The 20,786-nt window shown below is 65.4% G+C and carries 15 protein-coding genes and 1 pseudogene; 10 read left to right on the top strand and 6 right to left on the bottom strand.

Annotated features, from left to right (window positions below):
• Positions 1–1,413: hypothetical protein (locus N3J91_03130; GenBank protein ID MCX8155442.1), on the top strand; the 1,413-nt coding region annotated here is incomplete at its 5' end.
• 103 nt (positions 1,414–1,516) lie between these two features.
• Here the strand turns inward: N3J91_03130 and N3J91_03125 are convergent.
• Positions 1,517–1,726, bottom strand: a complete 210-nt coding sequence (locus N3J91_03125; GenBank protein ID MCX8155441.1) for a hypothetical protein — start codon at positions 1,724–1,726, stop codon at positions 1,517–1,519.
• Between the two features lie 887 nt (positions 1,727–2,613).
• On the opposite strand from N3J91_03125, the pseudogene N3J91_03120 reads away from it, so the two are divergent.
• Positions 2,614–4,191, top strand: a pseudogene (locus tag N3J91_03120) (HEAT repeat domain-containing protein).
• Positions 4,192–4,206: 15 nt separating this feature from the next.
• A complete protein-coding gene (locus N3J91_03115) occupies positions 4,207–4,416 on the top strand; it encodes a tetratricopeptide repeat protein (protein ID MCX8155440.1) in 210 nt (69 codons plus the stop codon).
• Positions 4,417–4,482: 66 nt separating this feature from the next.
• On the opposite strand, the gene xylA is transcribed toward N3J91_03115, so the two are convergent.
• The gene (gene xylA, locus N3J91_03110; GenBank protein MCX8155439.1) at positions 4,483–5,799 is read right to left on the bottom strand and encodes a xylose isomerase; all 1,317 of its coding nucleotides are present in this window, start codon (positions 5,797–5,799) and stop codon (positions 4,483–4,485) included.
• A 361-nt stretch (positions 5,800–6,160) separates the two neighbouring features.
• On the opposite strand from xylA, the gene N3J91_03105 reads away from it, so the two are divergent.
• The 6 genes from N3J91_03105 to N3J91_03080 all read left to right on the top strand — a co-directional run bounded on the left by N3J91_03105 (position 6,161) and on the right by N3J91_03080 (position 15,280).
• Positions 6,161–6,997, top strand: coding sequence for a VWA domain-containing protein (locus N3J91_03105; GenBank protein ID MCX8155438.1), 837 nt, complete (start codon positions 6,161–6,163; stop codon positions 6,995–6,997).
• 14 nt (positions 6,998–7,011) lie between these two features.
• Positions 7,012–7,797, top strand: a complete 786-nt coding sequence (locus N3J91_03100; GenBank protein MCX8155437.1) for a serine/threonine-protein phosphatase — start codon at positions 7,012–7,014, stop codon at positions 7,795–7,797.
• A 13-nt stretch (positions 7,798–7,810) separates the two neighbouring features.
• Positions 7,811–9,328: a hypothetical protein gene (locus N3J91_03095; GenBank protein ID MCX8155436.1), complete on the top strand. Its 1,518-nt coding sequence runs from the start codon at positions 7,811–7,813 to the stop codon at positions 9,326–9,328.
• A gap of 87 nt (positions 9,329–9,415) precedes the next feature.
• On the top strand, positions 9,416–10,432 hold the full coding sequence (gene ruvB / locus N3J91_03090; protein MCX8155435.1) for a Holliday junction branch migration DNA helicase RuvB: 1,017 nt from the start codon (positions 9,416–9,418) through the stop codon (positions 10,430–10,432).
• Positions 10,433–10,530: 98 nt separating this feature from the next.
• Complete coding sequence (locus N3J91_03085) at positions 10,531–14,136, top strand: PAS domain S-box protein (protein ID MCX8155434.1); 3,606 nt, start codon at positions 10,531–10,533, stop codon at positions 14,134–14,136.
• 4 nt (positions 14,137–14,140) lie between these two features.
• Positions 14,141–15,280 (top strand): DNA-binding transcriptional regulator, encoded by a 1,140-nt coding sequence (locus N3J91_03080; protein ID MCX8155433.1) that lies wholly within the window; start codon positions 14,141–14,143, stop codon positions 15,278–15,280.
• 9 nt (positions 15,281–15,289) lie between these two features.
• On the opposite strand, the gene N3J91_03075 is transcribed toward N3J91_03080, so the two are convergent.
• Positions 15,290–16,717 carry a sulfatase gene (locus N3J91_03075; GenBank protein MCX8155432.1) on the bottom strand — a complete coding sequence of 476 codons (1,428 nt, stop codon included), beginning with the start codon at positions 16,715–16,717 and terminating at the stop codon, positions 15,290–15,292.
• Positions 16,718–16,894: 177 nt separating this feature from the next.
• Here N3J91_03075 and N3J91_03070 point away from each other — a divergent pair, with 177 nt between their 5' ends.
• A complete protein-coding gene (locus tag N3J91_03070; GenBank protein ID MCX8155431.1) occupies positions 16,895–17,206 on the top strand; it encodes a PUR family DNA/RNA-binding protein in 312 nt (103 codons plus the stop codon).
• Positions 17,207–17,220: 14 nt separating this feature from the next.
• Here the strand turns inward: N3J91_03070 and rsfS are convergent, their stop codons facing one another.
• The 3 genes from rsfS to N3J91_03055 form a co-directional block, all read right to left on the bottom strand.
• Positions 17,221–17,622, bottom strand: a complete 402-nt coding sequence (gene rsfS / locus N3J91_03065; GenBank protein ID MCX8155430.1) for a ribosome silencing factor — start codon at positions 17,620–17,622, stop codon at positions 17,221–17,223.
• On the bottom strand, positions 17,619–18,194 hold the full coding sequence (gene nadD, locus N3J91_03060; GenBank protein MCX8155429.1) for a nicotinate (nicotinamide) nucleotide adenylyltransferase: 576 nt from the start codon (positions 18,192–18,194) through the stop codon (positions 17,619–17,621). The genes rsfS and nadD overlap by 4 nt, the downstream gene beginning before the upstream one ends.
• A 132-nt stretch (positions 18,195–18,326) precedes the next feature.
• Positions 18,327–20,771 carry a carbon starvation protein A gene (locus N3J91_03055; GenBank protein ID MCX8155428.1) on the bottom strand — a complete coding sequence of 815 codons (2,445 nt, stop codon included), beginning with the start codon at positions 20,769–20,771 and terminating at the stop codon, positions 18,327–18,329.
• Positions 20,772–20,786 lie beyond the last annotated feature (15 nt).

The following is a 20,786-nucleotide window of genomic DNA, read 5'->3' as shown; positions in this document are numbered from 1 at the left end:
GACGCTTCGGCGCTGTTCATCTGCCAGGGAGGGAAGATCTACGCCAATGGGACGCCCTCGCAGCCGATTATCTTCACGGCGGAGGAGGACGATGTGAACGATCCGGATGATTTGGGGATTTATGACCGGGGCAAGTGGGGTGGGGTGGTGATTTTTGGGCGGGCGCCGCTGAACATGGCGGCCGACAGCGCGGGCAACGCGGCCAATCCGAAGTACGAGGTGTACGAGGGGTTGTCGGACATTCAGATTAACGGGCAGTATGTGCACCGGTTTGGGGGGAATGATCCGGACGACAACTCGGGGGTGATGCGGTATGTGAGCATTCGGCACGGTGGGGTGAAGATATTGCCGAACAAGGAGATCAACGGGTTGTCCTTGGGCGGGGTGGGGCGCGGGACGACCATTGAGTATGTGGAGGTGTACGCGATAGCGGACGATGGGTTTGAGTTTTTCGGGGGGACGGTGAACACGAAGTACCTGGTGAGCGCGTTTTGCGATGACGATGCGTTTGACGCGGACATGGGGTACAACGGGAAGAACCAGTTTTGGCTGGCGATTCAGGAGCGTGGGGCGAAGGACAACGGGGCGGAGTTCAACGGGGAGATCAACGGGGCGGTGACGGGGAACGAGCGGCCGATAGCCAACTATGAGATATACAATGCGACGTGGATTGGGGCGGGGACGAACACGACGGGGAACCGGGGATTGCAGATTCGGGACTATGCGGCGCCGCGGATTTACAACAGCATTATAACGGAGTACGGCGGGCGTGGGGTGCGGATTGATGCGACGGCGGCGATCCATTTGACCAACGGGCTGCTGGATTTGCGGGACAACCTGTGGTGGAACTTTGCGACCAACGGGGTGCCGGTGCCGGTGGCGGAGACGGCGGCGGCGGAGCTGTTGTTCACGGATGCGAGCCGGAACAACGTGGTGACCAATCCCATGCTGCGGGGGATCAGCCGGACGAACGAGCCGGCGTTTGGGCTGGATCCGCGTCCGGCGGCGGGGAGTCCGGCGCTGACGAGCGCGCGGACGGCGCCCAATGACGGGTTCTACACGCCGGTGGCGTTCAAGGGCGCGTTTGGGGCCATCAACTGGGCGAGTGACTGGACCGCGTTGAACCGGTACGGGATTCTTACGGCGGCGGGGGGTGGCACGCCGCCGGCCATCGTGCCGGTGGTGATCCCGGCGGCGGCCAATCTGGCGGCCGGCAAACAAAACGGCAACCTCGTGATTGGGGTGAGCGGGTCACCCAACGGCCGTTATCAACTGCAAAGTGTGGAGCGGCTGGGCCAGACCTGGATGAATACGGGTACGCCGCTGGTGCTGGATGCGCAGGGGCGCGGCCAGTTGGTGTTGCCCATGGCGGGGAGTGGGCGGTTCTACCGGCTGCAAAGCTTGAGCCAATAGTGAGGGGTGAGTTGGGCGATTAAACGCCCGCTGTAAAGCAAAACGCCGTGGGGCGAAACGTCCCACGGCGTTTTTGTTTTTGAAACCTTGGCGGCGGCTTGCCTTAAAGCTTGGTGATGGTCATGGCCAGCCCCAGTGCCATCAAGAAAAGCCAGGCCTCGGACTGCCGCAACAGCGTGCCCCAGGTGGGTGGCGGGGGCGCCTGATACTTGGGAGACCAGGCCGGCTCCACGTCGCGCTGGTTGTGCAGGTAAATCATCCAGCCGAAGATGACCCCCGACAAGATCATCGTATAGAATATGACTTTATCCATAAGCCTGCGCCTTTCCCGCCGCCTTGTTACGGCAGCGTCATTGACCCGTCACCTGAATGTAACATATTGCAAGGGGGCGGGCAGGGAAAAGTGTATCACCTTGCGGCCATTTTGCCGGTTTGCGGGTGGGAGGGAGGAAGGTCTGGAGGGGAGGTGGGCAACAACGTTTGCATCTTGGCGTTGCCTCCGCAAGGAGGCCCTGCCTAACATCTACTCCCATGAGCGCCACCCCACAACGCGCCCGACGGCCCGCCCGGCCTGCTCCGGCTTCCCGCCGGGGTCTGCCGGGGTGGGTGGTGGGCGGGTTGTGCGGGCTGGTGGTGGCGGCGGCGGTGGTGGGGTGGTGGCTGCGGAAGCCGGGCGCGGCGCCAGTTGTTCAGGCTCCGGCCGGGGCCTTGGCCGGAGGCGCGGCCGGCGCGGGCACCAACAAACCCACCTTTTTTGAGCTGGTGCCGGAGCAGGAGGTGTTTGCGCAATATGGCGGCTCGGCAAGCTGCCGGGAATGTCACGAGGAGGCGTATGAGCAGTGGCGGCAGTCCCACCATGCGCTGGCGGAGCGGCCGATGGATGCGGCGGTGGACCGTTCGGCCTTTGAGCCGCCGCGGGCGTTCAAGCACGGCACGCAATTCACCGGGGTGCGGTATGAGCAGGGCCGATTCGAAGTGCGCACGCCCGGCCCGACGAATCACGGGCCGTTTGTGGTGGAGCGGGTGATTGGGCATCTGCCGCTGCGGCAATATCTGACGCCCTTCCCGGGGGGGCGTTGGCAGACGCTGGAGGCCTCCTATGATCCGGTGACCAACGAGTGGTTTAATGTGTTTGGGGAGGAGGATCGCCAGCCGGGGGAGTGGGGGCACTGGTCGGGGCGGGGCATGAATTGGAACAGCATGTGCGCGGGCTGTCACAACACGCGGTTGCGCAAGAATTACGACGCCCGCACCGATGCATATCGCACGACGATGGCGGAGATGGGCGTGGGGTGCGAGGCCTGCCACGGCCCGCTGAAAGCCCACAATGAATGGCAATATAAAAATAAAGGCTCGGGGCTGCCGGATCCCACCCTGCGCAAGCCCACCCGGCAGCAGATGTTGCACACGTGCGCTTTTTGCCATGCGCGCCGGATGGATCTCACCGGCGACTTCAAGCCGGGGGATCATTTCTGGGATCATTTCATGCTGCAGATGGTGGATGGGAGCGATTTGTTTCATGCCGATGGCCAGATTCGGGATGAGGACTACGAGTTTGCGCCCTTCCTGGGCAGCCGGATGCACGCGCAGGGGGGCGTGACCTGCGCCGACTGTCATCATCCGCACACCATGAAGCCGCTGCTGCCGGGCAACCTGCTGTGCGCCCGTTGTCATGAGGGCGCGCACACCAACGCGCCGATCATTGATCCGGTGAAGCACAGTTTTCACAAGGTGTTCAATCCGTTTGTGAACACCAACGGCGAGCTGGTGGAGGTGGATTTGAACACCACCGATTTCAAAAACATCAAGGAAACGGGCGGGCAGTGTGTGAACTGCCACATGCCGCAGACGCCCTTCATGCAGCGCCATTGGCGCCATGATCATGGCTGGACCATCCCGGATCCGTGGCTGACCAAACAGTTTGGCATCCCCAACGCCTGCAACCGCTGCCACACCACCAACACGGTGGACTGGGCCATGGAATGGGTGGACAAGTGGTACGGCGAGAAAATGAACCGCCCCTACCGGCAGCGCGCGCAAACCATCGCCCGTGCCCGGCGTGGCGATCCGGCGGCGCGCGGGCCGTTGCTGGAGATGCTCCGCCGCGATCCCATTCCCTACTGGCGGGCGGCGGCGGCGAATTTGCTGGAGCCGTGGCTGCAGGAGGCGGAGGTCACCGCCGCCCTGGTCAGGCAACTGGCCGACACGAACGAGCTGGTGCGCGCGCATGTGGCGCAGGCGCTGGGGGGCTTGACACGCAACGGCGAGCGGGCGCCGCCGGCGGTGGAGCAGGCGTTGCGGGCGGCGCTGCAGGACCCCATCCGGGCGGTGCGCTTCCAGGCGGCGACGGCGCTGCGGGGGCAACTGGCGCCACAGGCGCCGGTGACCCGGGAGTATTTGCACGCCTTGGAACTAAACGCCGATCAACCGGCGGGCCAGATGCAACTGGGGCTGTATTATCTGGCGCGGAACGAGGGCGCGCAGGCGGCGTCGCATTTTCAGCGGGCTGTGGCGTGGGATCCGCGCTCGGCGGCGATCCGGCATGAGTACGCGGTGATTTTGAGCCAGGCCGGCCAGATTCAGGAGGCGGTGCGGCAACTGCGGGAGGCGGTGCGGCTGGCCCCGCAGGAGGCGGAGATGCATTACAAACTGGCCCTGGCCTTGAACGAGGCCAATGATCTGCCCGGTTGCGCGGCCGCGCTGGAGCAGGCGGTGCGGCTGGATCCCAACCATCATCGGGCATGGTACAATCTGGGGCTGGCCCGCAATGGGCTGGGCGATCCGGCCGGGGCGGTGGAGGCCCTGCGCCGGGCGGAGGCGTTGGCGCCGGGCGAGGCGCGGATTCCCTACGCGGCGGCCACCGTCTTTGCGCGCATGGGCCGGCTGCCCGAGGCCCGCGCCGCGGCGCGGCGGGCACTGGCCATCAACCCCGGAGATCCGGAGATGCTGCGGCTGGTGCAGTATTTGGAGGGGCAGCGGCCAGCCCCGGCCCCGGGCCAATAAAAACGGCCGGGCCTGTGCGCCCGGCCGTCTGGGTCAAGAGAGGTTTCCCGGCAGGGATTGGCCCCCTCAGATGAATTCGTTGATGAGGTTTTCCAGGTATTCCTGGCGGCCGCTGGCGTTGGGCGCGGCCTCGCCCTTCTTGAGCATGTAGGCCTCCAGCTCTTCGAAGCCGACTTCGCCTTTCTCGATTTTGGCGCCGATGCCGCTGTCCCAGGAGCTGTAGCGCTGTTGGACAAACTCGGCCAGCCGGCCGTCCTTGCGGATGGCCGCCGCGATTTTGAGGCCGCGGGCAAAGGCATCCATGCCGCCGATGTGGGCGTGGAAGAGGTCAATCGGCTCGAAGCTTTCGCGGCGGACCTTGGCGTCGAAATTCACGCCGCCGGTGGTGAAGCCGCCGTACTTGAGGATGGTGAGCATGATCTGGGTGGTGAGATACACGCTGGTGGGGAATTGGTCGGTGTCCCAGCCCAGCAGCTCGTCGCCGGTGTTGGCGTCAATGGAGCCGAGGGCGCCGGCGGCGCCGGCCACTTCCAGCTCGTGTTGCATGGTATGCCCGGCGAGGGTGGCGTGGTTGGTTTCGAGGTTCAATTTCAGATGATCCTTCAGGCCGTACTCGCGGAGGAAGTTGAGGCAGGCGGCGGCGTCGGAGTCATACTGGTGCTTGGTGGGTTCCTTGGGTTTGGGTTCGATGTAGAACTGGCCCTTGAATCCAATCTTCTTTTTGTAATCCACCGCCATGTGCAGGAATTTGGCCAGGTGCTCCAGCTCGCGTTTCAAGTCGGTGTTGTAGAGCGTGGAGTAGCCTTCGCGGCCGCCCCAGAACACGTAGCCGGCGCCGCCCAGCTCGTGGGTGACCTCGAGGCATTTCTTGACCTGGGCGGCGGCGTAGGCAAACACGTCCGCGTTGCAACTGGTGGCGGCGCCGTGGACGTAGCGGGGATGGGCGAAGAGGCAGGCCGTGCCCCAGAGCAGCTTGATGCCGGTGCGCTTCTGCTCCTCCTTGAGGACTTTGACGACGGCATCGAGATTCTTGTTGGTTTCGCGGAGGGTTTTGCCTTCGGGGGCCACGTCGCGATCGTGAAAGGCATAGAAGGGGGCCTGCAGTTTTTCCATGAACTCGAAGGCCACCCGGACGCGGCGTTTGGCGTTTTCCAGGGAGTCGGTGCCGTCATCCCAGGGGCGGATCATGGTGCCGGCGCCGAAGGGGTCCACCCCCCGCCCGCGGAAGGTGTGCCAGTACACCACCGAGAAGCGGAGATGTTCTTTCATCGTTTTGCCTTCCACCACTTCATCGGGATTATAATGCTTGAATGCGAGGGGGTTTTTGGATTGGGGGCCTTCGTATTCGATGCGCTTGATTTGGGGGAATGCAGCAGCAGCCATAGGGAATTTCGTTGGGTTGAGGTTGATTATTTTTTTTCTTGCACGGCCTCTTGCTAATGGAAAACCGCGGAGGGCGCAAGAGATTTGTGGGGGGGAGACCAACCGGAACCGGGAAATTTCGGGGGATCAAGGCCCGGCCACCAGTCCTGTAAAGCGGGAAACCAAAAGGCATGGGTGGCGCGCAGCTTATGCGTTGGTGGCGGGGGGTGGGGCCGGCGGGGCTGGAGGCGGTTAAAACTCTGATTGCTTTTTAGACGGTGGGCTGCTATTTGTTGGACATCCAGGCGATGTGGCGGTTGACGCAGCAGCGTCCTGGCGCGGAGCAAGCGAGCAAGCCGAAGCCAAAACACGAGCCAACGGTATGCCTTATTCAGCCGAAATCAGTCGTGCCAACCCCAGTGTGTTCATGTTTCTCATTGACCAGTCCGGCTCGATGGTGGAGCCGATTGCCGGCAGTGAGAACAAACGCAAGTGCGACAGTGTGGCCGACGCCATCAACCGCCTGCTGCACAACCTGATCATCAAATGCGCCCGGGGGGACGGGGTGCGCAATTTTTACGAGGTCTGCGTGATTGGCTATGGGGCGACGGTGGCGCCGGCGTTCAGCGGCCCGCTGGCGGGGCGGGATTTGGTGCCGTTGAGCGAGGTGGCGAGCTCCCCGGCCCGCATTGAGGAGCGGATTCGCAAGGTGGATGACGGCAGCGGGGGCATCATCGAGCAGAAGGTCAAGTTTCCCATCTGGTTCGAGCCGGTGGCCAAGGGGATCACGCCGATGGGCACGGCGTTGAGCATGGCGTGCAAGATTTTGCGGGAGTGGGTGCAGCGGCACATGGCGTCGTATCCGCCGATTGTCATCAACATCAGCGATGGCGAGGCCACCGACAGCGGGCCGGTGCCGCAGGCGCAGGAGCTGACCAGCCTGGCCACGGACGACGGCAACGTGCTGCTGTTGAACTGCCACATTTCCAGCCAGCCGGTGCAGCCGATCATTTTCCCGGAGTCGGACGCGGATTTGCCGGATGAATTCGCCAAGACCCTGTTCTCCATCTCCAGCGTGCTGCCGGCCAGCATGCGGGAGCTGGCCCTGGCCGAGGGTTTCAACCTGGGGCCGGAAGCGCGGGGCTTTGCGTTCAACGCGGACCTGGTGGAACTCATCCGCTTCCTGGACATCGGCACCCGCGGCAGCAACCTGCGCTAAACTACCGCCGCCTCGTGGTCCCCATTGTCACCGCCTTTCGCCTGCCCAAGCACGGCTATTCGATGGACGAATGCGATGACGCATTTGCGTATGAGCTGGGCTGCCTGCGTTTTGCCATAGCCGATGGCGCCACGGAGTCGGCGTTCAGCGATCGCTGGGCCCAGAGCCTGGTCAAGGCCTACATCGCCGAGCCGCCCTTTGGCATGCCGCCCAGCGAGGACGCGATGATGCTGTGGATGCTGCCCCTGCAGCATGAATGGCGGCAGAGCATTGACTGGGGCAATCTGCCGTGGTACTGCCAGGAAAAAGCGGAGAATGGGGCGTTTGCGACGTTTCTGGCACTGGAATTTGCGGCGCACGGGACGGTGTGGGAAAAGATTGTGAGCCGCACCCTGCAGGGGGAGGAGCTGAAATGGAATGCCTTTGCGGTGGGGGACAGCAACCTCTTTCAGGTGCGGGAGGACCAGATGATTGCCACCTTCCCCGTGGCCCGCAGCGATGAATTCAGCAGCCGCCCCATCCTGCTGGCCAGCAATGAGAACCATAATTACTCGGCGTTGCGCGACATCAAGGCCGCCTCGGGCGGCGTCAAGGCGGGGGATCGTTTCTTTCTGGCCACCGATGCGCTGGCCAAGTGGTTCCTGGAGCGGCATGAAGCGGGGGAGAAACCGTGGGAGACGCTGCTGGCCCTGGAGAATGAGCAGCAGTTTGCCGAGCTGTCGGAGCGCCTGCGCAAGGAGCAGGGCGTGCGCAATGATGACATGACCCTGGTGGTCATCCGCTGGGAGAGTGAATCCTGAACCGCCTCGCCTCATGAACTGGCCCTCCCACACCGATTATCAGGACGCCATCCAGAATCCGCAGGTCTGCTTTCTGGAGGAGGAGCTCAAAACCGCCACGGTGGCGACGGACATGCTGGGGATGCCGCGGGTGATGTCGGGCAACTTTGCCAGCGTGTACGAGCTGACCACCGTCAACGGCAAGCATTACGCCATTCGCTGCTTTGTGCGGCAGGTGGCCAACCAGCAGGTGCGTTACAATCTGCTCACGCGGCATTTGCAGGCGGTGACGCTGCCGTGGCTGGTGGGATTTGAGTTTCAACTGCGGGGCATCCGGCTGCGCAACGAGCTGTATCCGATCGTGAAGATGGACTGGGTGGCCGGCACGCCCATGCACATGTACATCGAGGATCACGTGCAGGAGCCGGAAACCCTGTTGCGCCTGGCGGAGCAGTGGCGGGTGATGATGAAGGATTTGCGCGCCAATCAAATTGCGCATGGCGACCTGCAGCATGGCAACGTGATGTGCCTGCCGGACGGCCAGTTCCGGCTGGTGGATTATGACGGCATGTATGTGCCCGCCTTCGGCCAGGGGCGCAGCCCCGAGCTGGGCCACGCCAACTACCAGCATCCCCGCCGCACGCCGGATTATTACGACATCAACCTCGACAATTTTGCCGCGCTGGTCATTTACACCAGCTTTTTGGCGCTGGCGGGGGAGCCGGCGTTGTGGCAGCAGTTTCACACGGGGGACAACCTGATTTTTCTGGCCAACGATTTCAAGGACCCGCGCAACTCCAAGGTGTTTGCGCGGCTGAAAAAGCACGTGGATCCGCGGGTGCAGAAACTGGCGGCGGTGTTGGAGCGGGCCTGTATCTGGCCCATTGCCCAGGTGCCCACCTTTGAATCCACCCTTGACGCCCTGGCCAGCGGCTCCCTGCCGGAGCCGGCCGCGCAACCGGCCCCGGTCTCGGCCGTGCCGGAATGGCTGGCGGCGGTGGAACTGCCCGCGCGGCCCACGGGCACGCGTCCGTCGCCGCCCGCGCCCGTGCCGGCCAGCCGCCCGGCGGCGGCCCCGGCCCCGCCGCCGGCGGCCGCGGCGGCCGCCAAAGATTACAGCGCCGCCGGGCGCGAGGCCGCCACGCAGCCGCTGCACACCAGCGTGGCGGTGGCGCCGGCGCCGGCCCGGGCGCCGGTGAAGATGCCCGAGGAAGCCCCGCCGTTGAATTACTTTGCGCTGGCGGCGCTGGCGGTGGCCATTGTGGCGATCATTCCCAATTTGCACTGGTTTGGCCTGCTGGCGGTGATTTGCGGTGTGATTGGCTGGATGCAACTCCAGAATTACAATTCCCCCCTCAAGTGGGTGGCGCTGGCGGGCATTGTCATCGGCGGAGCGGTGTTTGCCATCGGCCTCATCAAACTCCTCCAGCGCGCGCCGCCGCCGCGGCCGGCGGCGGTGCGGCCAGTCCAGCCGGGAGCATTTGGGCGGTGGGCAACGGGCGGCGGTTTTGTGGTTGCCGGCCGGGGGACGGCCCGTCCGTGGTGGCGCTGAGATGCGCCGGCGCGAGGCCGGCGCTGCCGGTGGCGGGGGAATTGTTTTTGCCTTGTCGCTGCTGCAGGGTTGGCCCATCTTCTGGACATGGCCCAATCGCGGGTGACGGATGTGCTCAACAAACCGGACGCAGCCCTGGAGCTGACGCTGCGCCCCTCCTTGTTTTCCGAGTTCACCGGCCAGGCGAAAGTGAAGGAGCGGCTGGAAATTGCCGTGGCGGCGGCGCGGCAGCGGGGCGAGGCGTTGGATCATTTGCTGCTCAACGGGCCGCCGGGACTGGGCAAGACCACGCTGGCCAACATTCTGGCGCGCGCCATGGGCGTGAACATCAAATGCACCAGCGGGCCCACCATTGAAAAGGCCGGGGATCTGGCCGGCCTGCTCACCAATCTGGAGGAGCGGGACATTTTGTTCATTGACGAGATTCACCGGCTGCAGAAAACCATCGAGGAATACCTGTACCCGGCGATGGAGGATTTCAAGCTGGACATCATCATTGACCAGGGGCCGAATGCGCGCAGTGTGCGGCTGAATCTGCCGCGGTTTACGCTGATCGGGGCCACCACGCGCAGCGGCCTGCTGTCGTCGCCGTTGTTGACGCGCTTTCCCATGCGGGAGCGGCTGGACTATTACGACGCGGAGCAGTTGCAGCAGATTGTGCTGCGCTCGGCGCGGCTGCTGCAGGTGCCGATGGAGCCGGAGGGGGCCATGGAGATCGCCCGGCGCAGCCGGGGGACGCCGCGCATTGCCAACAACCTGCTGCGCCGGGTGCGCGATTACGCGCAGGTGCGCGGCGACGGGCGCATCACGGCGGCGGTGGCGGACCGCGCGCTGGCCATGCTGGAAATTGACGCCCACGGGCTGGACGAGATGGACAAGCGCATCCTGGAAACGATCATGGTCAAGTTTGGGGGCGGCCCGGTGGGCTTGAATTCGCTGGCGGTGGCGGTGGGCGAGGAGCCGGATACGCTGGAAGAGGTGTATGAGCCTTATCTGATCATGGAAGGTTATCTGCATCGCACGCCGCAGGGGCGCGTCATCACCGAGCTGGCCATGAAGCGGCTGGGCCTGAAGCCGGCCGGCCGGCAGGGGAGTTTGTTTTGAGGCGGGGAGTGGCCTATGCAGCAAACAATCCATGAGCCAAGCGGCGTCTGGCCCGGACTGCCCGCGAGCCGGCCGTCCGGCCGGGAGGCAGGCGGCCTATGACTGCGCCCATTCCTGAGCCATCACGTGAAGATCCGCGCGGGCCGGAGTTGTCCCCGGAGCTGTGCCAGGTGTTGTTGGAGAGCCTGGGCGACCGGCTGGTGCTGGTGGATCGGCATTTGCGGGTGCGGTGGTGCAACGCCACCTTTGCGCGGCTGGCGGGTCTGGCGGCGGCCGAGCTGGGCGGCCGCTCGCTGGCGGAGCTGTTCAAAGGGGATCAGGTGGGGGCTTTGCGGGCGATGATCCTACAGGCCTTGGCGGGCCAGCCGCAACGGCTGCCCTATCTTTGCCTGGATTTCATTCACTCCCATGCCACCGGCTGGTTTTCCGTGCTGGTGCGCCCGGTTCAGACGCCGGAAGGACCCGTGCAGGGCGTGTTGCTGCAACTGCGCGAGATGCCGGTGGCTGAAGATACCACCGTGCTGCTGCGGGAGGACGGCCCGGCGTATCAGCCGCCGATCGCTTCCGAGCTGGCCTGTTGCGGGGGTGTTGTCCCCGCGGATTTGACCGCCCAGCAGGACCTGCGGATGCTGCTCAACGCGGCGCGGGAGAGCATTCTGTTGCTGGACCGGCAGGGGCGGGTGCTGATTGCCAATCGCACCGCCGCCGAGCGCCTGGGCAAGGCGGTGGAGGACATGGTGGGGCAGAACATTGCGGATTTTCTGCCGCCGGAGGTGGCCCGCCTGCGTTTTCAGTGGGGGGAACGCGCGTTTCAGACGGGCACGTCGGTGTTTTTTGAGGATCAGCGGGGGGGGCGCTGGCTGGAGCATCGGTTCACCCCCATCCTGGATCAAACCGGCCAGCCGTGCTGCCTGGCTTGTTTCAGCCGCGATATTACGGAGCGCAAAAAAGCGGAGGCGGACCGGGATCAACTGCTGGCCGAGCTGCTCGAGTTTCAGAGCCGGTTGCGCGCCGTGCTGGAAGGGGCGGGCGAAAGCATTTTGTTGCTGGACAACGAAGGCCGGGTGGTGCTGGCGAATCCGGTGGCGGCCATGCGGCTGGGGGACGCGCCGGGCGATTTGATTGGCCGGCGGATGTGGGACTTTCTGCCGGCGGAGGTGCGGCCGGCAACGGAGGCGTTGTTCCGCCAACTGTTGGCCAGCGGCCAGGCGACGACGGTGGAGGGGGAATTTGGCGGGTTGTACTATGAGGCCTCGTTTTATCCGGTGCGCGGGCCGGGGGGGCAGGTGCTGTATGTGGCACTGTTTGGGCGGGATGTTACGCCGCGCAAGAAAATGGAGCTGCAGATCGAGCACCAGCGCCGCCAACTGCAAACCCTGCTGGATCACGCGCCCATCTTCCTGTGGGCCATGGACGCTGAGGGGATCATCATCACGGCGGAAGGCTCGGTGCTGCAATCGTTGGGGCTGGCGCCGCGGCAGGTGGTGGGGGTGTCCATTTTCACGGTGGTGCAGGACCTGCCGGAATTCACCGCGGCCTGCCGGCGGGCGCTGCGGGGCGAGCGGGTCTCCCTGCGCCACGAATGGCAGGGGCGGGTGTTTGACACGCGGATTCTGCCGTTGCCGCCGGAGGCGGGCGGCCTGCCCAGCAGTCTGGGGATCATGCTGGATGTGACGGGGCGGGTGCAGGCGGAGCGGGCGCTCATGGAGCGGCTGGAATTTGAGAGCACGCTGCTGGCGATTTCGTCGCGGTTTGTGGGGCCCTGCCATCTGGATCAGGCCATTCAACAGTCGCTGGCGGATTTGGGCCGGTTCTGCCAGGCGGGCCGCGCCTATCTCTTCCGCTTCAGCGAGGACGGCCGCTTTATTTCCAACACCCACGAATGGTGCGCGGAGGGGGTGCGCCCGGAAATCCAGAATCTGCAGAACATCCCGGTGGAGGAGGTGCGGTGGAGCATGGACATGCTGGCCCGGCACGGCGTGCTGCACATCCCGGATGTGAGCCGCATGCCGCCGGAGGCGCGGCGCGAGCAGGAATTGTTGCAGGCGCAAAACATCGCCTCGCTGCTGCTGGTGGCGGTGCCGGTGCAGGGGCGCTTCAGCGGGTTTGTGGGGTTTGATGACGTGACCGGCACGATGCGCTGGGGGCCGCAGCATGAGGGCGTGCTGCGGCTGTTTTCCGAAGTGCTGGCCAACGTGCTTGAACGGCATCTGGCGGAGGAGGCGCTGCGCACCTCGGAGAACTTCAACCGGGCCATTGTGCAGTCGGCCGCCAGCGGGCTGGCGGTGTTTGACCGGGAGCTGCGGTGCCGGCTGTGGAATCCCTATCTTGAGCGCATGACCGGCCTGGAGGAGGCGCAGGCGCGGGGCCAGTATCTGCATGCGCTGGTGTGGCTGGCGGGCAACGAGACGCCGGAGGAGCTGCTGCGCCGGGCCTTGCGCGGCGAGGTGCACGAAGGGGCGGACGCCGCCTATCTGGTGCCGGCCACCGGGCGGCGGGGATGGCATCAGGCCACCTACTCGCCCCTGCGCTCGGGCGCCGGCGAGATCATTGGCGTGTTGTGCAGCGTGCTGGACATCACCCAGCGCAAACTGGCCGAGGAGGAGCTGCGGCGCTCCGAGGAGCGGTTTTCCCGCGCCTTCCATCTCAGTCCCATTCTCATGCTCGTCACGCGGCTGCGGGACGGGTTGATTGTCAATGCCAATGACTATTTCCTGCGCTGCCTGGGCCTGAGCCGCGAGGAGGTCATTGGCAAGAGCACCATGGAGCTGGGGTTGTATGAAAGCCCCGAGATGCGGGAGCGGATGACCGAGCCGCTGCGCCGGGGCGGGACGGTGCGCAATCTGGAGGTGCGGTTGCGCCTCAAACAGGGGCTGATTGACTGCCTGCTGTCGGCGGCGCCGGTGGACCTGGGCGGCGAGCCGCACGTGCTCTCGCTGGCGCTGGACATCACGGAGCGCAAACGCGCCGAGCTGGCCATTCGGGAATCCCGCGAGCAACTGCGCACGCTGGCCGAGCGGCTGGAGATTGTGCGCGAGGAGGAGCGGCGCCAGATTGCGCGCGAAATCCACGATGACCTGGGCCAGTGCCTGACCAGCCTGAAACTGGACCTGGCGTGGGTGGCCCGCAATTTGCAACGGGAGCCCGCCGCCCTGGAGGCGCGGCTGGCGGACATGATGAAGGTCGTGGACCAGACCATTCAATCGGTGCGCCGCATTTCCAGCGAGCTGCGGCCGGGGGTGCTGGATGATCTGGGTTTGCCGGCCGCCATTGAATGGCAGGCGCAGGAGTTTGAGCGGCGCACCGGCATCCCGTGCCAGGTGCATTGCGACGAAGGATTGGACCAGTTGGATTCCCGCATGGCCACGGCGTTGTTTCGCATTTTGCAGGAGGCGCTGACCAACATCATCCGCCACGCGCAGGCCACGCGGGTGCGGGTCAACCTGGCCCGGACGAACGAGCAGGTGATCTTGCGCGTGCGCGATAATGGGACCGGCCTGCCGCCGAAGGCCCGGCAGCGCAGCGAGGGGCTGGGCCTGCTGAGCATGCGCGAGCGAGCCGCCGCGCTGGGCGGCCGGTTCACCGTGGTCAGCCGGCGCGGGCGGGGCACCACCATTGTGGCCCGCCTCCCGCTGGCGGCGCCGGCGGCCGCCGCCCCGGTTTCTCCGCCGCCGCCGGAGGCCGGCGCCGCGCCGGAGCCGTGATGCCATGCACCGTTTCTACCGGGTTTTGCTGCTGATTGAATCCTCCCGCGCCGCCGGCCGCAGCCTGTTGCGGGGGATTGCCAGCTTTGCGCGGCATCATGGGCGCTGGCTGTGTCACTGGGAAACGGGCGGGCTGGAGAAGGCCTGGCCGCATCTGCGCACGTTTCAGGCCGACGGCATCATCATGCGGGATGTGGACCGGGTGGAGGAGGCGCTGGAATACCGCGTGCCGCTGGTGGTGGTGGGCCACAGCCGCCAGGAAGTGCCCGGGGTGGTGAACGTGGTGTCCGACACCGAAACCATCGGGCGGCTGGGCGCTGAACACCTGTTGAATTGCGGCCTGAAACATCTGGCCTATTACGGGCTGGCGGGGGTGCCCTGGAGCCAGGAACGCGCCGCCAGTTTTGCCCGGCGCGTGGCGGCGGCGGGGTTGGCCCCGGAAATCTATCAGACGCCGCCGGATACTTCCAGCGAGGAGGAGCGGCGCGGGCTGGCCCAATGGCTGGTAAAACTGCCGCACCCGGTGGGGGTGATGGCCTGCAATGATGATCACGGCCAGCAGGTCATCGAAGCCGCCAAACTCGCCGGCCTGCGCCTGCCGGATGAGGTGGCGGTGGTGGGCGTGGACAACGATGAGCTGGTGTGCGAGCTCAGCGCGCCGCCCATGTCCTCGGTGGCAGTGAACTTTGAGCGTGCCGGGTACGAGAGCGCCCAGCTCCTGGACCGGCTTATGCGCGGCCAGCGGCCGCCCACCCTCCGCATTGTGGCGCAGGCGGTGGGGGTCATCACCCGCCAGTCCACCGACATTTTGGCGGTGCAGGATGCCCGGCTGGCGGCGGCGCTGCGGTTCATCCGCACCCATGCCCATGTGCCGTTGTCCGTGGCCGAGGTGGCCCGGGCTGCCGGCATGTCGCGGCGGGCGTTGGAGAAACAGTTTCGCGCCCTGCTGGATCGCTCGATCCGGCGGGAAATTGCCCGCGTGCGCGTGGAGCGGATTTGCCGGATGCTCGAGGAAACCAACCAGCCCATCAGCCACATTGCGGAGGCGATGGGGTTTCAGGGCCAGGAGCACTTTGCCCGCTATTTCCGGGCGGAAAAGGGGATGACGCCGCTGGCCTACCGGCGCAAGTTTACCCGCTGGTAGGCGGACAGCTTATCCGCCGCCGCGGCGCTCCGCGGGCGGGGCGGCCCCAAAACGATCCTTGTCCGGCGCGTAATCGGGATTGGGGAGCGGCATTTGCGCGCCCACTTCCTGGCGCCAGGCGGCAAGCCGGGCCCGCAGGCGCGCCGCCAGCTCCGGGCGGGCCGCGGCGAGATTCTGCGTTTCGCCGATATCGTTTTTCAAATCGTACAGCTCGAGGCGATGGTCCTCGAAAAATTCCACCAGCCGGAAATCGCCCTCGCGAATGGCGCCGTAGGGGGTGGCGCCGCCCGGATGATAATGAGGATAATGCCAGAACAGGGCGGTGCGCTGGAGCCTGCCGGTGCCGCGCAACAAGGGGACGAGACTTTCGCCATCCATCCGCTGGCCGGGACGCAGCGGCACGCCAGCGATTTCCAGGAGGGTGGGATAAAAATCCATGCTGATGATGGGGGTGTCGTTAACGCTGCCGGGCGGCGTCACGCCGGGCCATTTGACGATGGCGATGACGCGCACGCCGCCTTCGTAGGCCGAGCCTTTGCCGGCGCGGAGCGGTGAATTATCGGTCACGGGCACCAGGCCGCCATTGTCCGAGGTCAGGAAGATAAGGGTGCGTTCTGCGAGTTTCAATTCGGCCAGTTTGTCCAGAATCCGGCCCACGCTGTCATCCACGCTTTGCACCATGGCGGCATAGGCGGCGTTGGTCTGGCGGGAGCCGGGCTGGATTCGCGCCAGATATTGCTCCTGCACTTCCCTTTTGGCCTGGAGGGGCGTATGCACCGCGTGATGCGGCAGGTAGAGAAAAAAGGGGCGCGCGCGGTTTTGCTCAATGAAGCGGCAGGCCTCGGCAGCTTCCCGGTCGGTGAGATATTCGCCCGCCGGGCCGTCCGGCAGGGTGGCGATTTTGTAGGGGGCAAAATAACTGGGCGGCTGGCCGCGGTCAGTGCCGCCGAGGTTGAAGTCGAAACCATGTTTCTCCGGGTAGGAGTTGGTGCCGCCCAGGTGCCATTTGCCGATGCTGGCGGTGGCGTAGCCCAGGGGTTTGAGGGCCTCGGCCAGGGTGAGCTCCTCCGCCGGCAGATATTTTGTCCATGCAGGAGGCTTGAGCCGGGCATAGGGCCGCGCATGGCCGGCAATCCAGTCGGTGAGGTGCAGGCGTGCGGGGTATTTGCCGGTGAGAATGGCGGCCCGGGTGGGGGAGCAAACGGTGCAGGCGGCATACGCTTGGGTGAAGCGCATCCCCTCACGCGCCAGCCGGTCCAGGTGGGGGGTCTGATAAAAGCGGCTGCCGTAGCAGCCGGCGTCAGTCCAGCCCAAATCATCCACCAGGATGAAAATAAAATTGGGCCGCTCCGGGGCGGCCTGGAGGGGTAGGACGGCATTGCTGCCGATGCCTCCCACGAGGAGCAACAGCCAGCAGGTCACACGCGCGGGGTTCATGGGGCCAGTATGGAAGGTTGCGGGGGGGCGCGCGATAAAAAACGAAAGGCAACAACCCGCAGCGGTTGAGGGATTACCCCTGGGATTCGCCGGGATTCACGGTTGACAAGCGGCGGATTATGGCAAACATTTACTATGCAGCACAGGGCGCTGCCTTGGGCCGCGAAAGGGTGATGTATGATCACGAATGACCGCTCATCATACGGGCAACGGCCCTCCCACGGACCGGCGGGGGGTTCTCGACCGCCTTCTCAGGACGAAACACTCAAGCGCGAGGAAATTGTGGTGGAGCGCAAGAAGTTTATCTTCACCCTCAAGGAAAACCAGCGCGGACGGTTTCTACGCATTACCGAGGACGTGAACGGCCGGCGGGACAACATCATTGTGCCCGCGCCGGGCCTGGCCGAGTTCCGGCGGGTTTTGGAGGAAATGGCCAAAGCGGCGGAAACGGAAGGTTCTTCCAGTAGTGCCGCTTCGCCGGCGGAGTAAGCCCGCCGGGGGGGTCAATCGGGGAGGGATTTAACTTTGGCTTTGCGCCGCGGCCGCAGGCGCGGGGCGTCGCCCCACAGCCCTTCCAGATCATATTTGGCGCGCACTTCGGCCCGCATCACGTGGGCGATGACGTCCACGTAATCCAGCACCATCCAGTGGGTGGGCACCTCGCCATCAATGGCGCGGGGGCGCAGGCCGGCGTTTTCCTCGAGCTTTTCGGTGATCTCCTCGGCGATCGCCCGCAGGTGCGGCTCGCTGGTGCCGGTGGCGATGACAAAGAAGTCCGTGACCGTGCTCAAGCCGCGCACGTCCAGCACGGTGATGTTTTCCGCCTTTTTGGCATCGGCCAGTTCCCGGATGGTGACCGCCAGTTTTTTGGAATCCATGCTGCGTTGGGTGGGGGTGGGTGTCATGAGTACACTTTTTCGCGCATTAAATCTTCGGCCACGGCCGGCGGGGTCAGCCCGTCCAGGGGCAGGCCGGCAGCCGCGCGTTGTCGGACCAGCGAGGCGGAGACGCCCAGCAGCGGGGCCTCCACGAGCCGGCCGCGGAAGGGGGGCGCCAACTGCGGCGGCGGCTGGCCCGGGCGGGGGCAGACGGCAAATTGCACCCATTGCGCCAGGGTCATGGCGGCGTGCCATTGCGGCAGGGTGTGGGCCTGGTCTGCGCCCAGAATCCAGAACAGCTCCGCCTCCGGATGGCGGCGGCGAAACTCGGCCACGGTGTCCACCGTGTAGGAGATGCCGCCGCGGCGCAGCTCGGTGTCATCCACCACGCAGCCGCTCCAGCCCGCCAGGGCCAGCCGCAACCAGCGCAGCCGCAAGGGGCCGGGCGCGGGGGGGGCATGAGGTTTGAAGGGCGATTGGGCGGCGGGGATGAAATACAGCCGGTCCAGGGCCAGCGTTTCCCACGCCGCGCGGGCCAGGCCAAGATGGCCGTAGGTGACCGGATTGAACGAGCCGCCGAAGAGTCCAATGCGTTGCATGAGGGATCAGGCGGCCGCCCGTCCGGTCGGCCATGCGCTTGGGCGTTGCATGGGTTCTAGCACAATCCTTGCATGCCGGTGACAACCGGTTGAAGCTGGCCCGGGTGGGCGTTCCGACCGTTCATGACCAATTTAACAACAACGATTTACTCCTCCACCATACCGCTTTTCCAGCATTTGCGCAACGATTTCCCCGCGGGAAGGCGCGGGGGGCGCCTGGGCCGTCTGCCCGGTCATTTTGGCGGGCGCGGGATGGACGTGGCCGCAGGCACACGGGGCCTGTTGCTGGGCGCGTTCACAGGCGGCCTGGCCGGAGACCTCCTTGGCGGCCAGCAGCGCCAGCGCCAGCCAGCCCCACCAGCCGCGGGGCGCGCCTTCGGCCACGGCGTAATCGGGCAGCCAGACCGGCTCCGTTTCTTTGAGCGTGGCGGGCTGTTGGCGCCGCAACAGTTGCCACCAGGTGCGCGCACTCAGGGCCAGCATTGTGCCAATGAGGGCAAGGAAGACGGCGGTGACCACGGCATCCACCCGGTTGTTGAAACGGGCGCGCCGCGCCTCCAGGATCCGCCGCTCGAGCGCCTGGATTTGCTCCGCGGCGCCGGCGGCGCGGGCCTGGGCCAGTTGCGGCTCCAGTTGGGTCAGCGTCTGGTGGGCGGCCTGGGCGGCCGCCCAGAAACCCATTTTCGGATCTGGATGAAACACTTTGATGGCCCCGGCGCTGCAGGTGACGGCCAGGAGCCACGCCAGCGGCACCAAGGTCACCAGCACCACCGCCAGGGAACGCGAGGCGCCGCCGGGTTTTGCCTGCCGGCGCTGGAGCTGCATCTTGAGCAAAATGGTGGTGCCCAGACACAGGGCAATGGCGGCCAGCATCTGATTGGCAATGCCAAAGATGGGCCACAGGGCCTTTACGCCGCCCTCGGCATCGCGCACGCCCTGGATGAGGAAAAAGCCCCAGCCCGAGACCATGAGCAGGCTGGCGAGCAGGTTGGCGCCCAGCTTGCGGATGTCGCCCAGCGGCGCATACAGGCGGCCCAGGAAATCCTGGAGCAGGTAACGCCCCACGCGCGTGCCGGCATCCAGGGTGGTGAGGATGAACAGGGCCTCAAACATGATGGCAAAGTGGTACCAGATGTCCAACAAGCGGCCATGGGTGAGGCGGGAAAAGATGTTGGCCATGCCCACGGCGAGAGTGGCGGCGCCGCCGGTGCGGCCGTAGAGGGTGTTTTCGCCCACTTCGCGGGCCAGGGTTTCCATGGCCTGGCCATCCACGGTGACCGGCTGGGGGAGCCAGGCCCGGGCGGTTGCATCATAATGATACCGGTAGAAGCCGGACTGGCTGACTTTTTGGCGGATGTCCGCCGCCGGGTCCGCACCGGTGCCGCGGACGTTCATGGCCAGATAGATGCCGGGGTCCAGCGTGCAGGCGGCAATCATGGCCATGATGGCCACCAGGGATTCCAGGCACATGGCGCCATAGCCCACCATGCGGGCATAGCCCTCGCGGGTGATGATCTTGGGGGTGATGCCGCTGGCAATCAGCGAGTGAAAACCGGAGATGGCCCCGCAGGCGATGGTGATGAAACAGAAGGGAAACAGTTTGCCGGGCACCACCAGACCGCCGCCTTCCACAAACTTGCTCAGGGCGGGCATTTGCATGTCCGGCAGCACCAGGAGCACGCCCAGGGCCAGCAGCAGGATGGTGCCAAGTTTCATGAAGGTGCTCAGGTAATCCCGCGGCGCCAGGAGCAGCCAGACCGGCAGGACGCTGGCCATGAGGCCATAGACCAGGATGCCCCAGGCCAGCGTCTCGGCGTGAAGATGAAACACCTGCGACCACACCGGGCTGGCATGGACTTTTTGCCCGCCCCACACCGCCAGCAGCAGCAGCACCACGCCGAGGGCGGAGACCTCCAACACCCTGCCCACCCGCCAGAAACGCAGGTAACACCCCATCATCAACGCAATGGGGATGGTGGCCCCCACCGTGAACACCCCCCACGGGCTTTCGGCCAGGGCGTTCACCACCACCAGCGCCAGCACGGCCAGCAAAATTGTCATGATGGCCAGGATGCCCACCATCCCCACCCGGCCGGCCGTGCTGCCGATTTCCTCCCGCACCATTTGCGCCAGGGATTTGCCGTCGCGGCGAATCGAGGCAAACAGCGTTACAAAATCATGCACCGCTCCGCCCAGCACCACGCCGATGAGAATCCAGAGCGTGCCCGGCAGATAACCAAATTGCGCGGCCAGCACCGGCCCCACCAGCGGGCCGGGGCCGGAGATGGCGGCAAAGTGATGGCCGAAGACAATCCACTTGTTGGTTTTAACGTAGTCCTTGCCGTCCTCGTGCACTTCGCAGGGGGTGGCGCGGCGATCATTGAGGGCCAGGACTTTGGCCGCCAGCCATTTGGAATAGAAGCGGTAGCCGATGGCATAGGTGCACAGGGCCGCCACAATGAGATAGCCGGAGCTGATCGGTTCCTTGCGGGCCGCCGCCAGCGCGGCATAAGCCGCGGCTCCGAGCAGGGCCACCGCGCCCCAGACCAGCCAGCGCAGCCAGGTTTTTCCATTCATGGTCTTGGTCGCCGG

The organism is Verrucomicrobiia bacterium (assembly GCA_026414565.1).
Lineage (GTDB): Bacteria > Verrucomicrobiota > Verrucomicrobiia > Limisphaerales > Fontisphaeraceae > Fontisphaera.
Note: the sequence above shows the minus strand (reverse complement) of the source record. Positions and strands in the feature narration are given on the sequence as shown.

What these genes read in the sequence shown, in the direction of transcription:
- N3J91_03080 (MCX8155433.1), top strand. Translation starts at nt 14,141, where the DNA reads ATGCACCGTTTCTACCGGGTTTTGCTGCTGATTGAATCCTCCCGCGCC.
- nadD (MCX8155429.1), bottom strand. Translation starts at nt 18,194, where the DNA reads ATGCAACGCATTGGACTCTTCGGCGGCTCGTTCAATCCGGTCACCTAC.
- N3J91_03075 (MCX8155432.1), bottom strand. Translation starts at nt 16,717, where the DNA reads ATGAACCCCGCGCGTGTGACCTGCTGGCTGTTGCTCCTCGTGGGAGGC.
- N3J91_03125 (MCX8155441.1), bottom strand. Translation starts at nt 1,726, where the DNA reads ATGGATAAAGTCATATTCTATACGATGATCTTGTCGGGGGTCATCTTC.
- N3J91_03085 (MCX8155434.1), top strand. Translation starts at nt 10,531, where the DNA reads ATGACTGCGCCCATTCCTGAGCCATCACGTGAAGATCCGCGCGGGCCG.
- rsfS (MCX8155430.1), bottom strand. Translation starts at nt 17,622, where the DNA reads ATGACACCCACCCCCACCCAACGCAGCATGGATTCCAAAAAACTGGCG.
- N3J91_03095 (MCX8155436.1), top strand. Translation starts at nt 7,811, where the DNA reads ATGAACTGGCCCTCCCACACCGATTATCAGGACGCCATCCAGAATCCG.
- N3J91_03105 (MCX8155438.1), top strand. Translation starts at nt 6,161, where the DNA reads ATGCCTTATTCAGCCGAAATCAGTCGTGCCAACCCCAGTGTGTTCATG.
- xylA (MCX8155439.1), bottom strand. Translation starts at nt 5,799, where the DNA reads ATGGCTGCTGCTGCATTCCCCCAAATCAAGCGCATCGAATACGAAGGC.
- N3J91_03055 (MCX8155428.1), bottom strand. Translation starts at nt 20,771, where the DNA reads ATGAATGGAAAAACCTGGCTGCGCTGGCTGGTCTGGGGCGCGGTGGCC.
- N3J91_03070 (MCX8155431.1), top strand. Translation starts at nt 16,895, where the DNA reads ATGATCACGAATGACCGCTCATCATACGGGCAACGGCCCTCCCACGGA.
- ruvB (MCX8155435.1), top strand. Translation starts at nt 9,416, where the DNA reads ATGGCCCAATCGCGGGTGACGGATGTGCTCAACAAACCGGACGCAGCC.